The sequence below is a fragment of the Kitasatospora sp. NPDC001119 genome (genome assembly GCF_053598475.1).
Map to the genome: position 1 here is coordinate 30,733 of NZ_JBSFKI010000054.1, position 15,684 is coordinate 46,416.

General features: G+C 75.1%; 17 protein-coding genes. 9 read left to right on the forward strand and 8 right to left on the reverse strand.

All coding sequences use genetic code 11. The features are described 5' to 3' along the window. Window positions 1-86 precede the first annotated feature (86 nt). Window positions 87-281: a hypothetical protein gene (locus tag ACWDD9_RS39570; protein ID WP_049660046.1), complete on the reverse strand. Its 195-nt coding sequence runs from the start codon at window positions 279-281 to the stop codon at window positions 87-89. A 398-nt stretch (window positions 282-679) separates the two neighbouring features. Here ACWDD9_RS39570 and ACWDD9_RS39575 point away from each other — a divergent pair, with 398 nt between their 5' ends. From ACWDD9_RS39575 to ACWDD9_RS39590, 4 genes are all read left to right on the forward strand, one after another. Beyond that, window positions 680-1,096 carry an ankyrin repeat domain-containing protein gene (locus ACWDD9_RS39575; protein WP_049660049.1) on the forward strand — a complete coding sequence of 139 codons (417 nt, stop codon included), beginning with the start codon at window positions 680-682 and terminating at the stop codon, window positions 1,094-1,096. A 24-nt stretch (window positions 1,097-1,120) separates the two neighbouring features. Then, window positions 1,121-1,636, forward strand: a complete 516-nt coding sequence (locus ACWDD9_RS39580; RefSeq protein WP_049660050.1) for a GNAT family N-acetyltransferase — start codon at window positions 1,121-1,123, stop codon at window positions 1,634-1,636. Between the two features lie 48 nt (window positions 1,637-1,684). Beyond that, the gene (locus ACWDD9_RS39585) at window positions 1,685-2,773 is read left to right on the forward strand and encodes a serine hydrolase domain-containing protein (protein WP_449814268.1); all 1,089 of its coding nucleotides are present in this window, start codon (window positions 1,685-1,687) and stop codon (window positions 2,771-2,773) included. A gap of 106 nt (window positions 2,774-2,879) precedes the next feature. Continuing rightward, window positions 2,880-3,380 carry an NUDIX domain-containing protein gene (locus ACWDD9_RS39590; protein ID WP_117486965.1) on the forward strand — a complete coding sequence of 167 codons (501 nt, stop codon included), beginning with the start codon at window positions 2,880-2,882 and terminating at the stop codon, window positions 3,378-3,380. A gap of 7 nt (window positions 3,381-3,387) precedes the next feature. Here the strand turns inward: ACWDD9_RS39590 and ACWDD9_RS39595 are convergent, their stop codons facing one another. The 3 genes from ACWDD9_RS39595 to ACWDD9_RS39605 all read right to left on the reverse strand — a co-directional run bounded on the left by ACWDD9_RS39595 (window position 3,388) and on the right by ACWDD9_RS39605 (window position 5,783). Further along, a complete protein-coding gene (locus ACWDD9_RS39595; RefSeq protein WP_449814269.1) occupies window positions 3,388-4,044 on the reverse strand; it encodes a vitamin K epoxide reductase family protein in 657 nt (218 codons plus the stop codon). Window positions 4,045-4,150: 106 nt separating this feature from the next. Further along, window positions 4,151-4,954 carry a DsbA family protein gene (locus ACWDD9_RS39600; RefSeq protein WP_049659252.1) on the reverse strand — a complete coding sequence of 268 codons (804 nt, stop codon included), beginning with the start codon at window positions 4,952-4,954 and terminating at the stop codon, window positions 4,151-4,153. Between the two features lie 154 nt (window positions 4,955-5,108). Further along, window positions 5,109-5,783, reverse strand: coding sequence for a hypothetical protein (locus ACWDD9_RS39605; RefSeq protein WP_074005178.1), 675 nt, complete (start codon window positions 5,781-5,783; stop codon window positions 5,109-5,111). Between the two features lie 167 nt (window positions 5,784-5,950). On the opposite strand from ACWDD9_RS39605, the gene ACWDD9_RS39610 reads away from it, so the two are divergent. Further along, window positions 5,951-6,829 carry a CHAD domain-containing protein gene (locus ACWDD9_RS39610; protein ID WP_449814270.1) on the forward strand — a complete coding sequence of 293 codons (879 nt, stop codon included), beginning with the start codon at window positions 5,951-5,953 and terminating at the stop codon, window positions 6,827-6,829. Window positions 6,830-6,944: 115 nt separating this feature from the next. On the opposite strand, the gene ACWDD9_RS39615 is transcribed toward ACWDD9_RS39610, so the two are convergent. Continuing rightward, window positions 6,945-7,793: a uracil-DNA glycosylase gene (locus ACWDD9_RS39615; protein WP_449814271.1), complete on the reverse strand. Its 849-nt coding sequence runs from the start codon at window positions 7,791-7,793 to the stop codon at window positions 6,945-6,947. Between the two features lie 155 nt (window positions 7,794-7,948). Here ACWDD9_RS39615 and ACWDD9_RS39620 point away from each other — a divergent pair, with 155 nt between their 5' ends. Both ACWDD9_RS39620 and ACWDD9_RS39625 read left to right on the forward strand, forming a co-directional pair. After that, on the forward strand, window positions 7,949-8,941 hold the full coding sequence (locus ACWDD9_RS39620; protein WP_079272701.1) for a slipin family protein: 993 nt from the start codon (window positions 7,949-7,951) through the stop codon (window positions 8,939-8,941). An 82-nt stretch (window positions 8,942-9,023) separates the two neighbouring features. Then, the gene (locus tag ACWDD9_RS39625) at window positions 9,024-9,473 is read left to right on the forward strand and encodes a CBS domain-containing protein (protein ID WP_049657806.1); all 450 of its coding nucleotides are present in this window, start codon (window positions 9,024-9,026) and stop codon (window positions 9,471-9,473) included. Window positions 9,474-9,600: 127 nt separating this feature from the next. On the opposite strand, the gene ACWDD9_RS39630 is transcribed toward ACWDD9_RS39625, so the two are convergent. Continuing rightward, on the reverse strand, window positions 9,601-10,224 hold the full coding sequence (locus ACWDD9_RS39630) for a TetR/AcrR family transcriptional regulator (RefSeq protein ID WP_380741255.1): 624 nt from the start codon (window positions 10,222-10,224) through the stop codon (window positions 9,601-9,603). Window positions 10,225-10,298: 74 nt separating this feature from the next. Here ACWDD9_RS39630 and ACWDD9_RS39635 point away from each other — a divergent pair, with 74 nt between their 5' ends. Together ACWDD9_RS39635 and ACWDD9_RS39640 are read left to right on the forward strand one after the other, a co-directional pair. Then, window positions 10,299-10,802 (forward strand): DUF1453 domain-containing protein, encoded by a 504-nt coding sequence (locus ACWDD9_RS39635; protein WP_074005182.1) that lies wholly within the window; start codon window positions 10,299-10,301, stop codon window positions 10,800-10,802. Between the two features lie 42 nt (window positions 10,803-10,844). Beyond that, complete coding sequence (locus tag ACWDD9_RS39640; RefSeq protein WP_449814272.1) at window positions 10,845-11,357, forward strand: hypothetical protein; 513 nt, start codon at window positions 10,845-10,847, stop codon at window positions 11,355-11,357. On the opposite strand, the gene ACWDD9_RS39645 is transcribed toward ACWDD9_RS39640, so the two are convergent. After that, window positions 11,348-14,239, reverse strand: coding sequence for an FAD-binding and (Fe-S)-binding domain-containing protein (locus ACWDD9_RS39645; protein WP_449814273.1), 2,892 nt, complete (start codon window positions 14,237-14,239; stop codon window positions 11,348-11,350). The two genes, ACWDD9_RS39640 and ACWDD9_RS39645, sit on opposite strands and share 10 nt — an antisense overlap. Before the next feature lie 99 nt (window positions 14,240-14,338). Then, window positions 14,339-15,343 carry a glycosyltransferase family 2 protein gene (locus ACWDD9_RS39650; protein ID WP_449814274.1) on the reverse strand — a complete coding sequence of 335 codons (1,005 nt, stop codon included), beginning with the start codon at window positions 15,341-15,343 and terminating at the stop codon, window positions 14,339-14,341. Between the last annotated feature and the right edge of the window lie 341 nt (window positions 15,344-15,684).

Consider the following 15,684-nt stretch of genomic DNA (forward strand, 5'->3'; position numbering starts at 1 on the left):
TGGGGTGGGCGCGGTGGGGAACGACGGGGCCCGGGGGCGGTGTGGGATCCGCGCCCGGGCCGGTACGGCGGGGGAGGAGGTGGCGGCTAGAACCTGATGCCGCTGAGCAGGCTGGCGAGGCTCGCGCCGCCCGCGGTGATGCTCGGCGCGATCGAGGAGCCGGCGATGTAGAAGCCGAAGAGGGCGCAGACGATGGCGTGGGAGACCTTTAGTCCGTCCCGGCGGAAGAAGAGAAAGGCGATGGTGCCGAACAGGACGATGCCGGAAATCGAGAGGATCACGTTCCGCTCCTCAGGAAGTGGGGACAAGCAGGGGTGTTACGGAAAGTGCACTAATCGTGACAAAAAGTAATAGATGATGGAACGGTGCAAATGGGTGGTTCTGCCGTTCAATACCGTTCCGGCGGCCGGGTGGCGGTATGCGCACCGGCCGGGGTGGGGGCCGGGCCGCGCGGGGATTCGGTGCGCCCAGGCATTCCCGGGCGGCGGGTGGGAAGTTTCCGGGGGGTCCCGGAAGTTCGCTCGAATGGCTGCGCAACGCGCGCGGTCGCGTGTCGTGGCGGGTGCGGGCCGTCATCCGGATCCCGGACGTCCGCTGGCCCGTCGCGGCACCGGCCGCTACCGTGCCCTGGGCGCAGCCCCGAGACCGCCCGACGACCCGACCGGAAAGGCCGCCCGCCATGACCGACGCCGCCAGCCAGCAGCCCGCCGACGCCCCCGACGCCGAGGTGATCGCGCTCGCCGGGAAGCTCTTCGACGCCGCCCGGGCCGGGGAGACGGACACCCTGTCCGCCTACCTGGGGGCCGGTGCCCCGGCCGACCTCACCAACGACCGCGGCGACACCCTGGTGATGCTCGCCGCCTACCACGGCCACGCCGCCACCGTCGCGGAGCTGCTCCGGTACGGCGCCGACCCGAACCGCGCCAACGACCGCGGCCAGACCCCGCTGGCCGGCGCCGTCTTCAAGGGCGCCACGGACGTGCTCGACGTGCTGCTGGCCGGCGGCGCCGACCCCCGGGCCGGCGTCCCGAGCGCCGTGGACACCGCCCGGATGTTCGGCAAGGACGAGCTGGTCGCCCGGTTCGAGGTCCGCTGAGCGGGGATCGTAGGCTTTTTCACCATGAGCACCAGCACCGCCCAGGACACCGGCACCGTCGAGTTCCGTGTCACCGGCTACGCCCACCCCGACGCCCAGGCCCTGTCGGCGGAGGTGCAGCAGGAGTACGTGCGCCGCTACGGCGACCCGGACGAGACCGTCCTGCACCCCGAGGACTTCGAGGCGCCGGCCGGCCTGTTCATGATCGCCTACCTGGACGGCCGGCCGGTCGGCTGCGGCGGCTGGCGGGCCAAGCAGGCCGGCCCGGACGGCCTGCGCGACGGTGACGCCGAGCTGAAGCGGATGTTCGTGGTCCCCGACGCCCGCGGCCGCGGCCTGGCCCGCGCGGTGCTGCGCCGCCTGGAGCGGACCGCGGTCGAGGCCGGGCGCACCCGCTTCATCCTGGAGACCGGCACCGAGCAGCCCGAGGCGATCGCGCTGTACCAGTCCGAGGGCTACGCCGCGATCCGGAAGTTCGGCATCTACAAGGACCACCCGCAGAGCGTCTGCCTCGGCAAGGAACTCGCTCCGGCGGTCTGAGCCGCGGCCGCGCGGGGAAGGCTCCCGTCGGCCCGAGGAGGGGGACGGATGAGCCACCGAGCGACTGGACCCGACGCACCCGGAGCCGACCGGCTCCCCGGCCTGGCCGCGCCCGGCGGGGAGCTGGACCGGCTGGTCGAGGGCGGCGCGCGCACCGTCGGGGCGGGCGCCGTCTGGGCCGTCGGCGACGCCGGCGGCGCGCTCGGCGGCGGCGGGCACGGTGTGCTCGGGCAGGGGCCGTACGCGCGGCTGAGGCCCGGGCCGGACACCCTGTACGACCTCGCCAGCCTCACCAAGGTGGTCGCGCTCTGGCCCTGCGCCGGGGTGCTGCGGCAGTCCGGACGGCTGCCGCTGGACGAGCCGCTCGGCGCCTGGTGGCCGCCCGCCGCCGGGCACCCCGCCGGAGCGGTGACGGTCCGTCAACTCCTGGCCCACACCGCCGGGATGCTCCCGTACACCCGCTTCGAGCAGCTCTACGGGCGCGACCCGTCGGCGATCCGGGCCGGGGTCCTCGCCGCCCCGTCGCACCGGCCGCCGGGTGCGGCCGTCGAGTACACCGACCGGGCCGCCGTGCTGCTCACCTACCTGGTCGAGGACCTCGGCGGGGCGCCGCTGGACCGGCTCGCCGAGCAGTGGGCCTGGCGGCCGCTCGGCATGGCCGACACCCGCTACGGTCCGCTCGGCGCCGCGCTCGCCGCCCGCACCGCGCCCACCGAGTACGAGGAGGGCGCCGGCGCCCACCTGCGCGGCGTCGTCCACGACCCCTCGGCCCGGCTGCTCGGCGGGGTCTCCGGCAACGCCGGGGCCTTCTCCACCGCCCGCGACCTCGCCCGCTTCCTCACCGCGCTGCTCGCCCCGCCGCCCGGGCTGCCCTGGGGCGGGGCGTGGATCGAGGAGTCGCTGCGCGAGCAGACCAGCGGCCTCGCCCCCGCCCGCGGCCTGTCCTGGCTGTACGCCCCCGGCACCGGACCGGCCGAGGGCACCTTCGTCCACTACGGCTTCACCGGCACCGGCTTCTGGGTCTCCCGGCGGCTCGGCCGCTGGGCCCTGCTGCTCACCAACAAGGTGCACTACGACCGGGACATCCAGCGGCTCACCGAGCTGCGCAACGCCTTCCGGCGGGCCGTCTTCGGCTGAGGCCGCCCCCGGCACTCATTCGGGTGGATTCGGCGCGAACAGCCGTTTGGCGGGCGGGGATCGCGGCAGATTGTCCCCGACGGCGGCGGTCGGCGGAGGAGGCGCGATGACGGACACCTGGGCACTCTCGGAGGAGGAGTGGCTCGCCGGGATGGTGCGCGCCTACGTCGGGTGCAGCGTGCTGCTCACCGACGAGGCGGGCAAGGTCCTGCTGCTGAAGGCCAGTTACCGCGACCAGTGGCAGTTCCCCGGCGGCGGGATGGACCCGGGGGAGGGGCCCGCCGAGTGCGCTGCCCGCGAACTGTACGAGGAGACGGGGCTGTTGGCCGGGCCGCTGCGGCTGCTCGTCGTGGAGTGGCGCGACGCCATCCCCGACCAGGGCGAACACGCCCACCCCGCCGTGCAGTTCATGTTCGACGGCGGGACGGTCGCGGCCGGGTCGGTGGTCCGGGCGCAGGTCGAGGAGATCGCCGACCACGGGTACTTCACCCCGGCCCAGGCGGTGGTCCTGCTGCAGCCCGGTGCGGCGCGCCGGCTCACCGGGGCCCTGGAGGCCCGGCGGACGGGCGCCGCCACGCTGCTGCACTCGGACGGGTACGTGGGGTGACGGACGGTCAGAGGAGCGTGCTCCAGTAGTACCAGAACCGGTTGAGGACCAGCAGCGCGATCACCGCCGCCCACAGCACCGGCAGCGCCCAGTGGTAGCGCGCCGCCTCCCGGACGACCACGCCCAGCCGCGGGCCCACCGGGATCACGCCCGAGTGCAGGTTGTGCAGCGTGGTGTACCAGAACAGCACCACCACCGTCGCCCACACCACCATGCAGTACGGGCAGAGCGCGCCGATGTCGTACAGCGCCTGGTAGATCAGCCAGTGCGCGAACCCCACGCCCACCGCGGTGCCCGCGTTCAGCCCCAGCCAGAACCAGCGCCGGTACGCCGCACCGGCGAGCAGCCCCGCACCGATCGCCGCCAGCGCGCCGAAGGCCGCCAGCCCGAGCAGCGGGTTCGGGAAGCCGAAGACCTCCGCTTGCTCGGTGCGCATCACCGAACCGCAGCTGATCACCGGGTTGATGTTGCAGTTGGGGACGTAGGAGGGGTTCTCCAGGATGCGGAGCTTGTCGAAGGTCAGGACCGCCGAGGCGGCCAGCCCGACCAGAGCGCCGAGGAACAGCAGGAAGGCGTAGGCCCGGCTCGCGCCGATCGGGGCCCGGGCCCGGGCGGCGTCGTCGGGAGCGGAGCGGGACGGGGGCACGGTGGTAGCAGCGGACATGGCAGCACACTCCGGTGGCTGGCTGGGAGGAGCCGGCCCGGCCGGGAGTTCGGCCGGGCCGGGTGGTGCCGTACGGTGCGGTGGTGCGCGGGGGCGGGGGCGCGGCCTACTGGAGGCCGGCGGCCTGCTTCACCTGCGCGGTGAACTGCTCCGGCGGGACCACGGCGTTCCCGGCGAACAGGGTGATCTGCTTGCCGTCCACCTTGACGGTCGGAGTGCCGGTCACGCCGCTGTCGTTGAACGCGTCGGCGACCTTGGCCGCCCACGGGGCGTAGGTCTTGTCGGTCACCGCCTTCACGAAGGCGTCCGTCTTCAGCCCGGGCACCTGGCCGGCCAGGTCCAGGATGTGGTTGACGTCGCCGAAGCCGTCCTCGCGCTCGTCCGGCTGGTTGGCGTACAGCACGTCGTGGAACGCCTTGAACTGGTCCACGCCCTCGTTCAGCGCGGCGCCGACGGCGGCCAGCGCGGTGCGCGAGCCCTTGCCGCCGAGGCTCTTGTCCAGGAAGGCCGCCAGGTGGAACTCCACCTTGATCTGGCCGTCCTCGGTGAGCTTCTTGACGGTCTCGCCGTTCGCCGCCTCGAAGTGCTTGCAGACCGGGCAGCGGAAGTCCTCGTAGACCGCCATGGTGTGCGGGGCGTCGGCCTTGCCGTAGGTGATCACCGTGCCGTTCGGGCCGGAGGCGTTGGCCGGGGTGACCAGCGGCGCCGACGCGGCGGCGGAGGACTTGTCGTTCTTGTCCGAGGCCGAGTTGACCGCGACGGCGACACCGCCCGCGAGGGCCAGCACCACGACGGCGGAGACCGTCACGACGATCCGCTGACGGCGCTTGGCGGCCTGCTGCTCGCGGCGCTGCGCCTCCTGGATCCGCTCGCGGGCACTGATGCGCTTCTTGTTCTTGTCCTGGGACACGGGGGGAGTCAACTCCTGTACGCGGCGCGCGGGTGCGCGCGGGAAGCCGCAGCTGCTGCGGCGGGGTCGGTGAACGCGGGAGTCGTGCGCACTGCCTGCGGGCGTACCGGGCCCGTTTCGGGCGGGTACGGGGATGATCAGATGAGGCCGGAGATCAGCAGGCAGGCGCGAAGGCGGGCGGGCCGCGCCGGGGCGCCGGGCTCAGCACCACGTCCTCGCGGCGCGGCCGCGGGCGGTCCGACACCGGCAGCGGCACCCGCAGCACCGGACGGACCGGGGCCGGGAGCAGCAGGACGACCAGGGCGCGCAGCGGGCCGGCCAGCGACTCGCTCAGCGCGCGCAGCGCCCGGGCCAGACCGGACAGGGCGGCGTCGCCCATCCGCAGCCAGGCGGAGGCCGCCAGCGCGATCACCAGGTGCACCAGCAGGAGCAGCAGCTGGGTCGCGGCGGGCGCCAACTGGGCGGTGTGCCCCAGCGGGCCGCTCAGCAGCGAGCCGTCCACCGAACCGCCACCACAGACCAGCAGGTTCACCCCGCGTGCGGGCACCTGACCGGCCAGCACCGGCGAACAGCCGGCCTGGCCCAGGTTGAACGTGGTGTTGAGCAGCAGCTCGACCGGCACCATCACGCCGGAGATGTGCAGCAACCGCCGTTCCCCGCCGGCCAGCACGGTCGCGACCAGGAAGACGACGGCACCGGCCGTGGCCACCAGCGACAGCGGCAGCGGACGGCCCGTGATGACCACCTGGCCCAACGCGGCCATCGGCACGGCGAGCGCGGTGAACACCGCGGCCCGCAGGGCCCTGGTCGCATGGGAGGAGGTCGTCACGCTCCGGAGTATGCCATGGCCTCCGCGTCCGGCACGAGGGCCCGTAGGTCCCTGGTCCGGCTGACGCGCGCTCAGTAGCCTGCGAGGTCGCCCGTCGGGTCGACAGCAGCCGCGGCCGCATTAGCCTGGAAGGCGTTCCCGCTGACCCGACGAGGGGGCGAGCGCGCATGGCGAAACCCGAGACCACGGTGGGGCAGGTGCTGCTGGCCCGCATCGAGGCGCAGGCCGTGGTGCTGGCCGGCCTGGACGAGGCCGTCCGGGCCGACGAACCGGACGCCGTGCACCGGATGCGGGTCGCCTGCCGGCGGCTGCGCAGCGCCCTGCGGACCTTCCGGCGGCTGTTCGCCCCCGGCACCACCGACGAGCTGGTCGCCGAGCTGCGCTGGCTCGCCGCCGCGCTCGGCGGGGCGCGGGACCGCGAGGTGCTGGCCGAACGGCTCGCCGCCGAGGCCCGCGAGCTGCCCGCCGAATGCGGGCCGCAGCGGGTCGCCGCCGCGCTGGAGCGGTGGGGCGAGGCCGAGTACCGGCAGATCTGGCCGGAGGTCGTCGCCGCCCTCGACAGCCCCCGCCGCCGGGCCCTCGGCGAGGCCCTCGCGACCCTCCTCGCCGACCCGCCGCTGCTCCCGCGCGCCGCCCGCGGTGCCGTCCCGGAGCTCTCCCGGATCGCCGCCCGCGAACAGGACCGCACCGCCGAACGCGTCCGCGCCGCCCTCGCCGCCGCCCCCGGGGAACGGGACCTCGCCCTCCACGCGGCCCGCAAGGCGGCCAAGCGCGCCCGCTACGCCGGCGAGACCGCCGCCCCGGCCGTCGGCGCCCGGGCCGAGCGCTACGCCCAGCGGATGAAGGCCGTCCAGGAGGTGCTGGGTGAGCACCAGGACGCGGTGGTCGCCGCGAGCACCCTCGCCGCCCACGCGGCGAGCGGCGGCGAGCCCTTCGGCTACGGCGTCCTCTACGGCCGCCAGCTGGCCGCGGAGGAGGCCGCCCGGCACCGGCTGCCGGAGGTCTGGCGGCCGGCGGGCAGGCGGAAGCTGGCCCGCTTCGGGTAGCGGCGGCCTGGCCGCTGCGCGACCGGGCCTCGTCCGTCGCGGGCGTCACGCTGCCGGTGGACGGCGGGATCACGGCCACTCACCGGTTCGACCGACCTGCCCGCTCCGCCGCGCCCTACCGGGGGTCGAGCCCCGCCGAGCGGGCGGCTTCGCGCAGCAGGTCCCGGAGCATCGCGGTGGTCAGCCGGCCGGTGTTCGTGTTGCGCGGGCTCACGTGGTAGCAGCCGTACATCCGCAGGTCCGGGCCGCCGTCGCGGGCCGGGAAGGCGGCCACGGCGGCGTGGCCGAAGGCGGGGCGGGGGCGGGGGAGCCGCCAGCCGGCGTCCGCGATCACCGGCAGCATCGCCTGCCAGGCGAAGCCGCCGAGGGCGACGACGGTGCGCACGGTGGGGCGCATCAGCTCCAGCTCCCGGGTGATCCAGGGCCGGCAGGTGTCGCGTTCCGCGGTGCTGGGCTTGTTGTCCGGCGGGGCGCAGCGGACCGGGTCGGTGATCCGGACGCCGGACAGTTCCAGGCCGTCGCCGTAGCGGACGGACTCGGGGCGGTTGGCGAGCCCGAGCTCGTACAGGGCGGCGTAGAGCAGGTCGCCGGAGGGGTCGCCGGTGAAGATCCGGCCGGTGCGGTTGGCGCCGTGGGCGGCGGGGGCGAGGCCGACCAGGACGAGCGGGGCGTCCGGCGGGCCGAAGCCGGGGATGGGACGGGCCCAGTAGTCCTGGTCCTGGTAGGCGCGGCGCTTGGTGCGGGCGGTCTCCTCGCGCCACGCGACCAGGCGCGGGCAGGCCCGGCAGCCGGTGACGACGCGGTCCAGCGCGGCGAGTCCGGCGGCCCGGGCGGCCGCCTCGGCGGGGTGCCGGGGGTGCTCGGGGTCGTCGGCGGCCTGGTCGGAGGCCGGATCGGAGGCCGGATCGGACGCCAGGTGGGAGGGCTCGTCGGCGGGGGAGGAGGGCGCGGCCTCGGTCGGCATGGTCGAGATCCTAGGGGCAATCGGACGTTCGTACCGGCGTCGTCCGGGCAGGCGTAGCGTGGAATCAGTTGCTCCGGCGGTCCCCGGCCGGTCCGGGTCGGCGGCGGCCGGAGACGCCGGTGTGCGCGCAGTGCGCCGGTCGCGAGGAGGCCGCGATGATCGTCGATGCGGTGCTGGGTGCGCTCGGGGGGCTGGCCGGGCTCGGGGTGATCTGTGCGGGCCTGAGCATCAGGGTCGTCCAGCAGTTCCAGAAGGGTGTGGTGTTCCGTTTCGGGAAGGTGCGCGACGAGGTGCGCGAGCCGGGGCTGGTGGCGCTGATGCCGGTCGCGGACCGGCTGCGCAGGGTCAACGTGCAGATCGTGACGATGCCGATCCCGGCGCAGGAGGGCATCACCCGCGACAACGTGACCGTGCGGGTGGACGCGGTGGTCTACTACCGGGTGGTGGACCCGGTGAAGGCCACCGTCAACGTGCAGGACTACAACTTCGCGATCTCCCAGGTCGCGCAGACCTCGCTGCGCTCGATCATCGGCAAGAGCGAGCTGGACGACCTGCTGGCCAACCGGGAACCGATCAACCAGGGGCTGGAGTTGATGATCGACAGCCCGGCGCTGGGCTGGGGCATCGAGATCGACCGGGTGGAGATCAAGGACGTCGCGCTGCCGGAGTCGATGAAGCGCTCGATCGCGCGGCAGGCGGAGGCCGAGCGGGAGCGGCGGGCCCGGATCATCACGGCGGACGGCGAGTACCAGGCCTCGCAGCGGCTGTCGGACGCCGCGGCAGTGATGAGCGCGACTCCGGCCGCGCTGCAACTGCGGCTGTTGCAGACCGTGGTGGAGGTGGCGGCGGAGAAGAACTCGACGCTGGTGCTGCCCTTCCCGGTGGAGCTGCTGCGCTTCCTGGACAGTGCCACGGAGGTCCAGCAGCGGAACCTGCTGACGGCGGCGGCGGTCGCGGCCGGGGCGAAGGCCGTGGAGGAGGCGGTGGAGAGCGGCGAGATCCCGGAGGAGGGGCTGGAGCCGGAGCCGCCCAGGCATGAACTCCCGCCCCTGGAAGAGGTGTTGGAGCAGTCGCCGCTGGACCGTCCGGAGTCGCCGGACGGCCGGGTCGGGCGCGGCGGCCCCGCCGGGTCGGACGGAGCGGAGTGAGCGGGTCGGCCCCGGTGGCGTCGGCCATCCGCCCGGACCACGATGGACGAGGGGAACGGGAAGCCAGGTCAGGAGGCGGACCATGACCAGAGCCAGCGACATCATGCACCCGGGCGCGGAGTGCATCCGTGAGCACGAGACGCTCGCGGCCGCCGCCCGGATCATGCGGGAACGCCATGTGGGCGCCCTGCCGATCTGCGGGCCGGGCGACAAGCTGCTGGGGATCGTGACCGACCGCGACATCGTGCTGCGCTGCGTCGCCGAGGACCGCGACCCGGCGTCGGTGACGGCGGGCGAGCTGGCGCAGGGGCGGCCGATGACGGTGGAGGCGGACGAGGACTGCGAGCAGGTGCTGCGGGTGATGGAGCAGTACCAGGTGCGCCGGCTGCCGGTGATCAACCACCCGGAGCACAAGCTGGTCGGCATGATCAGCGAGGCGGACATCGCGCGCGGGCTGCCGCAGGCGCGGGTCGCCGAGTTCGTCTCGGCGGTCTGCGCGGAGGAGGCGCCCGCGGGGGCGGCCCAGGGCTGACGCCTGCCGCGCGTACGCGGGCCGCGGCCCCCGCCGACGGACGGGCGGGGGCCCCGGTGCCGTCGGTGCTCTCCGTGCCGTCGGCGACCGCGGTGCCCTCGGCATTCTCGGGGGTGTTGGCGCGGTCTCAGGAGGCGGGGGCGGCCAGGGTGTCGAGGTGGCGGCGCAGCACCGCGCGCAGCTCGTCGGGGCCGACCAGGTCGGGGTGCTGGACGGCCTGGAGGGTGAGGCCGTCCAGCAGGGCGGAGAGCCGGCGGGTCTCGAGGTCGAGGTCGAGGCCGGGGGCCAGGCCGCCGGCGCGTCGGGACTCGGCGAGGACGCGTCGGACCAGGTCGTCGAGGCCGGTCTGCATCTCGACGGCGCGGGGCCGCAGGTCGGGCCGGGTGCGGGCGGCGGTGACGAAGGAGAGCCAGAGTGCGGACTCCTCCCGGCGCCCGGCGTCCAGCGGGAGGGTCTCGGCGAGCAGTCGGACGGTCCGTTCGCGCCGGTCGGTGCCGGCGGCGGCCGGGTCGAGCAGGGCGGCGGCGTGGGCGCGGATGCGGGCCTCGATCCGCCGGGCCAGCTCGCGCATCGCGAAGATCATCAGCTCGGAGCTGCCGGCGAAGTAGTGCCGCACCGAGCCGACGGCCAGTCCGGCCTCCTCGGCGACGTTGCGCAGGGAGGCGTGCTCCAGTCCCTCCCGGGCCGCGACGCGCAGGACGGCGTCGGCGACGGCCTGGCGGCGTTCGGCGGGGTCCACGATCTTCGGCATGTTGCCGTTATAGCACGAGCGAGCTAAATTGCTGATTTAGCACGGTCGAGCTACAAAAATTCGGGGAGGCAGGAATGAACGGCTGGGTGCACGCGGGGCTGATCGCCGTCGTGGTCGTCGTGGTGGTGATCCGGCGGCTGCGCGGCGAACCGCTCAACGCCCGGGACCTCTTCGCGCCGCCGGTGGTGCTCACCGCCCTCGGCGTGTGGGCGCTCGCCCAGAAGCACGGGCTCGGCGCGGCCGACTACGGCTGGATCGCGGCGGGCGCCGGGCTCGGCGTCGCACTGGGGGCGGTGCGCGGCGCCACCATCCGGGTCTACGAGCGGGAGGGCGTGCTGTGGCAGCGCTACACCGGGCGGACCTTCCTGGTCGCGGCGGTGTCGCTGGCCCTGATGGCCGGCTTCGCCGCGCTCGCCGCGCACTTCGGACTGGCCGCGGACGCCCGTCCGATCCAGCTGTCGATCGGGGTGGGCTTCCTGGGGGAGGCGCTGGTGGTGGGCTTCCGGGCGCTCTCCTCGGGTACGCCGTTCGCGCCGGAGAAGCGGGGCGCGAGCCCGCTGGACCGGTTCGGCCGGTAACTTTGGTTGTCGGGAGCGGATTCGTTAACTACAGTTGTCACCATGACGACCGTGGAGATCACTCCGGAGGAGCGGGCCGCGCTGGCCAAGGCCCTCCTCGACGCGCTCGACCCCCTCGCCGCCGCCGTGCGCGCCCGCGCGACGGGCCTGCCCGCGGAACGGATGTGGAACGCCGAGCCGGTCGAGGTCGCGCTCTCCGTCCTGTCCGCCTGGAAGCTGGTGGACGCCGAGGTCAAGCTGCTCACCGCGGGCGCGGCCGCCACCGCGGGTTCCTACGGCGCCAGTTACGAGCGGCTCGGCGCCGCCTGGGGCATCACCCGGCAGGGCGCCCGGAAGAAGTGGCCGGAGGCCGTCAGCCGTCCGGCGGCGCGGCCCGGGCTGCTCGAACTGTTCGGTGGAACAGCCGAGTTGGCGGAGGACGAGACCTCCGGAGGCTGGCGCTGGACGGCCACCGGCGCGGACGGCGCCACCGGTGGGGCGGCGGCCGGCCACCGGACCAGGGAGGAGGCCGCGGCCCACGCCGGGGCCTTCCTCGCGGCGCACCGTCAGGACTGATCCCGCAGCTCCCGGGCGATCAGCTCCGCGAGGTGCAGGGCCCGCCGCCCGTCCGCGAGTTGGGCGATCTGGGTGCGGCAGCTGAAGCCGTCCGCCAGGACCACCGCCTGCGGCCCGGCGGCCCGGAGCCCGGGCAGCAGCACCCGCTCCGCGATGGCCTCGGACACCTCGAAGTGGCCCCGTTCGAAGCCGAAGTTGCCCGCCAGGCCGCAGCAACCGGCGTCCAGCACCCGGTTGTTCAGGCCGAGTCGGGCCTCCAGTCGGCGGTCGGCGGCGCTGCCGAGCACCGCGTGCTGGTGGCAGTGGGTCTGGGTGACGGCGTCCAGCGGGATCCGGGGGAGCGGGGCGTCCGGGGCGAACTCGTCGAGGAACTCGGCGAAGGTGCGGGTGCGGTCGGCGAGCGGTCGGCCCTCCGCGCCGAGCAGCCGGGGCAGTTCCTCGCGCAGGGTCGCGGTGCAGCTGGGGTCCAGGCCGATCACGGGGGTGTCGGCCTGGACCCCAGCTCCGTCCAGCGCCCGCAGGCTGCGCCGCAGCACCCTTCGTGCGGTGCCGAGTTGGCCGGTGGAGTACCAGGTGAGGCCGCAGCAGACCGGGCCCGGGGGCAGCCGGACGTCGAAGCCCAGGTGCTCCAGCACCTCGACGGCCGAGCGCGGCACGTTCGGCTGGAGGCGGTCGGAGAAGGTGTCCGGCCACAACAGCACCGGCCGGGCGCCCGCCGGGGCCGGGTGGGTGGCGCGGTGCCGCCGGTACCACGCGGTGAAGGTCTCCGGCGGGAGGACCGGCAGCACCCGGCGCCGGTCGATCCCGCCGAGCCGCTTGAGCAGCCCCCCGGCCCGGGAACGGGCGAGGGTGTTGGCGGCCCCGGGCGCGAGCGAGGCGGCCCGCAGCCAGAGCGGCAGCCAGCCCATCGAGTAGTGCGCGAGCGGGCGCGGCCGGCGCCGGTAGTGCTGGTACAGGAACTCGGACTTGTAGGTCGCCATGTCGACGTGGACGGGGCAGTCGCTCGCGCAGCCCTTGCAGCTCAGGCAGAGGTCCAGCGCCTCCCGCACCTCCTCCGAGCGCCAGCCGTCCGGGATCGCGTCCCCCCGCAGCATCTCGGCGAGCAGCCGGGCCCGCCCCCGGGTGGAGTGCCGCTCCTCGCCGGTGGCCAGGTAGCTCGGGCACATCACCCCGCTGCCCGGGGCCACGCACTTGGCGACGCCCACGCAGCGGTGCACCGCCTTCACCAGGCTGCCGCCGTCCTGCTCGTACGGCAGGGCCAGCGGCAGCGTGCGGCGCGGGGCCGTGACGAAGCGCAGGTCGGCGTCGAGCGGGCGCGGGTCGACCAGCGCGCCCGGGTTGAGCAGGTTCTCCGGGTCCCAGATCCGCTTGAACTCCCCGAACAGGCCGATGATTTCGGGCGGATACATGCGCGGCAGCAGCTCCGAGCGGGCCTGCCCGTCGCCGTGCTCGCCGGAGAGCGAACCGCCGTACGAGACCGCCAGATCGGCCGCCTGCTCCAGGAACTCCCGGAAGACCAGCACCCCTTGGGGCTCGTCCAGCGGGAAGTCGATCCGCAGGTGCACGCAGCCGTCGCCGAAGTGCCCGTACGGGACGCCGTGCAGGCTGTGCCGGCGCAGCAGGGCGCGCAGGGCCCGCAGGTAGTCGCCGAGCCGCTCGGGCGGGACGGCGGAGTCCTCCCAGCCGGGCCAGGCCTCGCCGCCGCCGGGCAGCCGGGTGACGATCCCCGCGCCGGCCTCCCGGACGGCCCACAGCTGGCGCTGCTCGACCGGGTCGGTGACCAGGGCGACAGTGGCCGAGCGCTCGCGCTTCACCGCGTCGGCGAGCCGGCGGGCGGCCTGGTAGGCGGCCAGCGGGGTGTCGCCGCCGGTCTCCAGGAACAGCCAGCACTCGCCGGCGGGCAGCCGGTCCAGCGCGGGCGGGCGGGGCCCGGCGGCGAGCAGCGCGGCGATCAGGTCGGCCGCCATGCCCTCGGCGGTCAGCGGACCGTACGGCAGCAGCGCCGGGACGGCGTCGGCGGCGGCGCCCTCGTCGGGGTAGCCGGCCACCACCAGGGCCCGGGCCGGCGGGTCCTCGACCAGGCGGACGGTGGCGCCGAGCAGCAGCGCGCAGGTGCCCTCGGTGCCGGTCAGCGCCCGGGCCAGGTCGTGGCCCTGCTCGGGCAGCAGCGCGTCCAGCGGGTAGCCGGAGGTGCGGCGGGGCAGCCGCGGCATGCCCTGCCGGATGGCGGCGAGGTTGCGGTCGGTGAACTCCTGCAGTCCGGTGTGGAGTTGGCCGACCCGGCCGGGCAGCGCGGCGAGCGCGGCGCGCTCCGCGGGGGTGAGCCGCCCGCCGACGGTCAGCTCGGTGCCGTCCGCGAGCAGCAGCTCCAGCCGCTCGACGTTGTCGGCGGTGCGCCCCCAGGCGAGCGAGTGGGAGCCGCAGGAGTCGTTGCCGATCATGCCGCCGAGGGTGCATCGGCTGTGCGTGGACGGGTCGGGGCCGAAGCGCAGCCCGTACGGCCCGGCGGCGCGCTGGAGGTCGTCCAGCACGGTGCCGGGCTGGACGCGCGCGGTGCGGGCCCCCGGATCGACCTCCAGCACCGCGCCGAGGTGGCGGCGGAAGTCCAGCACCACCGCGCCCGGGCCGATCGCCTGCCCGCCGATGCTCGTCCCGGCCCCGCGCGCCACCACCGGCACCCGGTGGGCGCGGCAGAGCGCCAGCGCGGTGCGCACGTCGTCGAGGTCGGCCGGTTTGACCACGCCGAGCGGCAACTGCCGGTAGTTGGAGGCGTCCTGGCTGTAGACGGTGCGCTCGGCGGCGCCGAAGCGGACCTCCCCGCGCAGCACCGCGGCCAGCTCACGGGCCAACTCGGCCCCGGGGACGGCGGACGGACGGCTCACCAGGACCTCCCAGGAGTACGGCTCCGCCGATGATCGCAGCCGCGCCGCCGCACCGGTACCGGGCGCGGCGCCCGGCTCACCCGGGTGGGGGTGCCCCGGCTACTTCCGCCCGGTGAGCGTGCCGCGCGCGATGTGGGAGAGCTTGGCCACCTCGAAGGCCGGGTACGCGCCGCCCGCCAGCAGCGAGAACTTGATCCCCTCGCGGCCGCTCGGCCGGCGGTGGCCGGGCGGCTGGAAGCGGCGGTGGTGCTCGGCGGCGCGGTGGAAGAACTGCGGCCGCTCGGCGCGGGTGACGCAGCCGGCCAGGTCGAAGACGAACAGGTAGTGCCGGATCATCCGGACGAACAGCGCCTCGCGCACCGCGTACAGGTGCGGCTGGTCCTCCAGCAGGGCGAAGCTGCGCTCGTACTGCTCGAACAGGTCGAAGACGCCGCTGCCCGGGCCGCCCGCCGGGTGGACGGTCTCCCGGCGGCGGAGCTGGACGCACTCGCGGGCCAGCACGGCGGCCGTCCGGGCGCCGAGCAGCGCCGCGTGCGCCACCGGGACCTCCTCGTAGCGGCCGGGCGGGAAGGCCAGGCCCAGCTCGGCCCAGTGGCCGCGGCGGACCAGCCGGTCCCAGGCCAGCGGCGGCGCGCCGAACAGCGCGGGCCGGTCGAAGGGGGCGAACGGCTCGGGCCCGGCCTCGGCGAGCAGCGCCTCGGCCCCGCCGGGCCAGTCCCGGTCCTGGTGCCGGCGGGAGTGGCCGAACAGCAGCACGTCCACCGGGCCGGTCTGCCGGAGCCGGTCGGCGAGCGTGCGCAGCGCGTCCCGGGGCAGCAGGTGGTCGGCGTCCAGGAACAGCAGGTACTCGCCGGTGGCCCGCGCCGCCCCCGCGTTCCGGCTCGCCCCGACCCCGACCGCGGCGTTCAGGTGCAGCACCGACACCTGCGGGTGCCGGGCGGCGTACGCGTCGGCGAGCCCGCCCGCGGTCTCGGGGGAGCGGTCGGCGACCACGATCACCTCGACGTCGGCCAGGGACTGGGCGAGCAGCGAGTCCAGGCAGTCGGCGAGCTGTTCGTGCCGGTCGTAGGCGGGGAGCACGACGCTGATCAGGGGTGAGGGCATGACGCCGGAGCGTAAGAGGGCTCGCGAACCGTGGCAAAGCCCTGACGGTCCGTAATTCCGATCAATCAGTGGCAAACCGTACGAGTGTGCGCCAGATCTTCACGCCGCCTTCCGGACGTGTCCACGCCCGGCCCGAGCTCCGACCCGGGGCCCGGCCCGGCTTCCGACCTGGGGTGATGCGCGCCGGGGCCCGCGACGCGCGGTGCGTCGCGGGCCCCGGGTGGCCGATCGGGGGTCGGCCTAGTACCAATGCCAGTGACTTTGATGGCTTTGGCTCGTTGGGTGTGGTGTGGCGAGGGTGGGGCAGGTCAAGTCGCCTGCGGGTGAGCGGTTGTCGGACC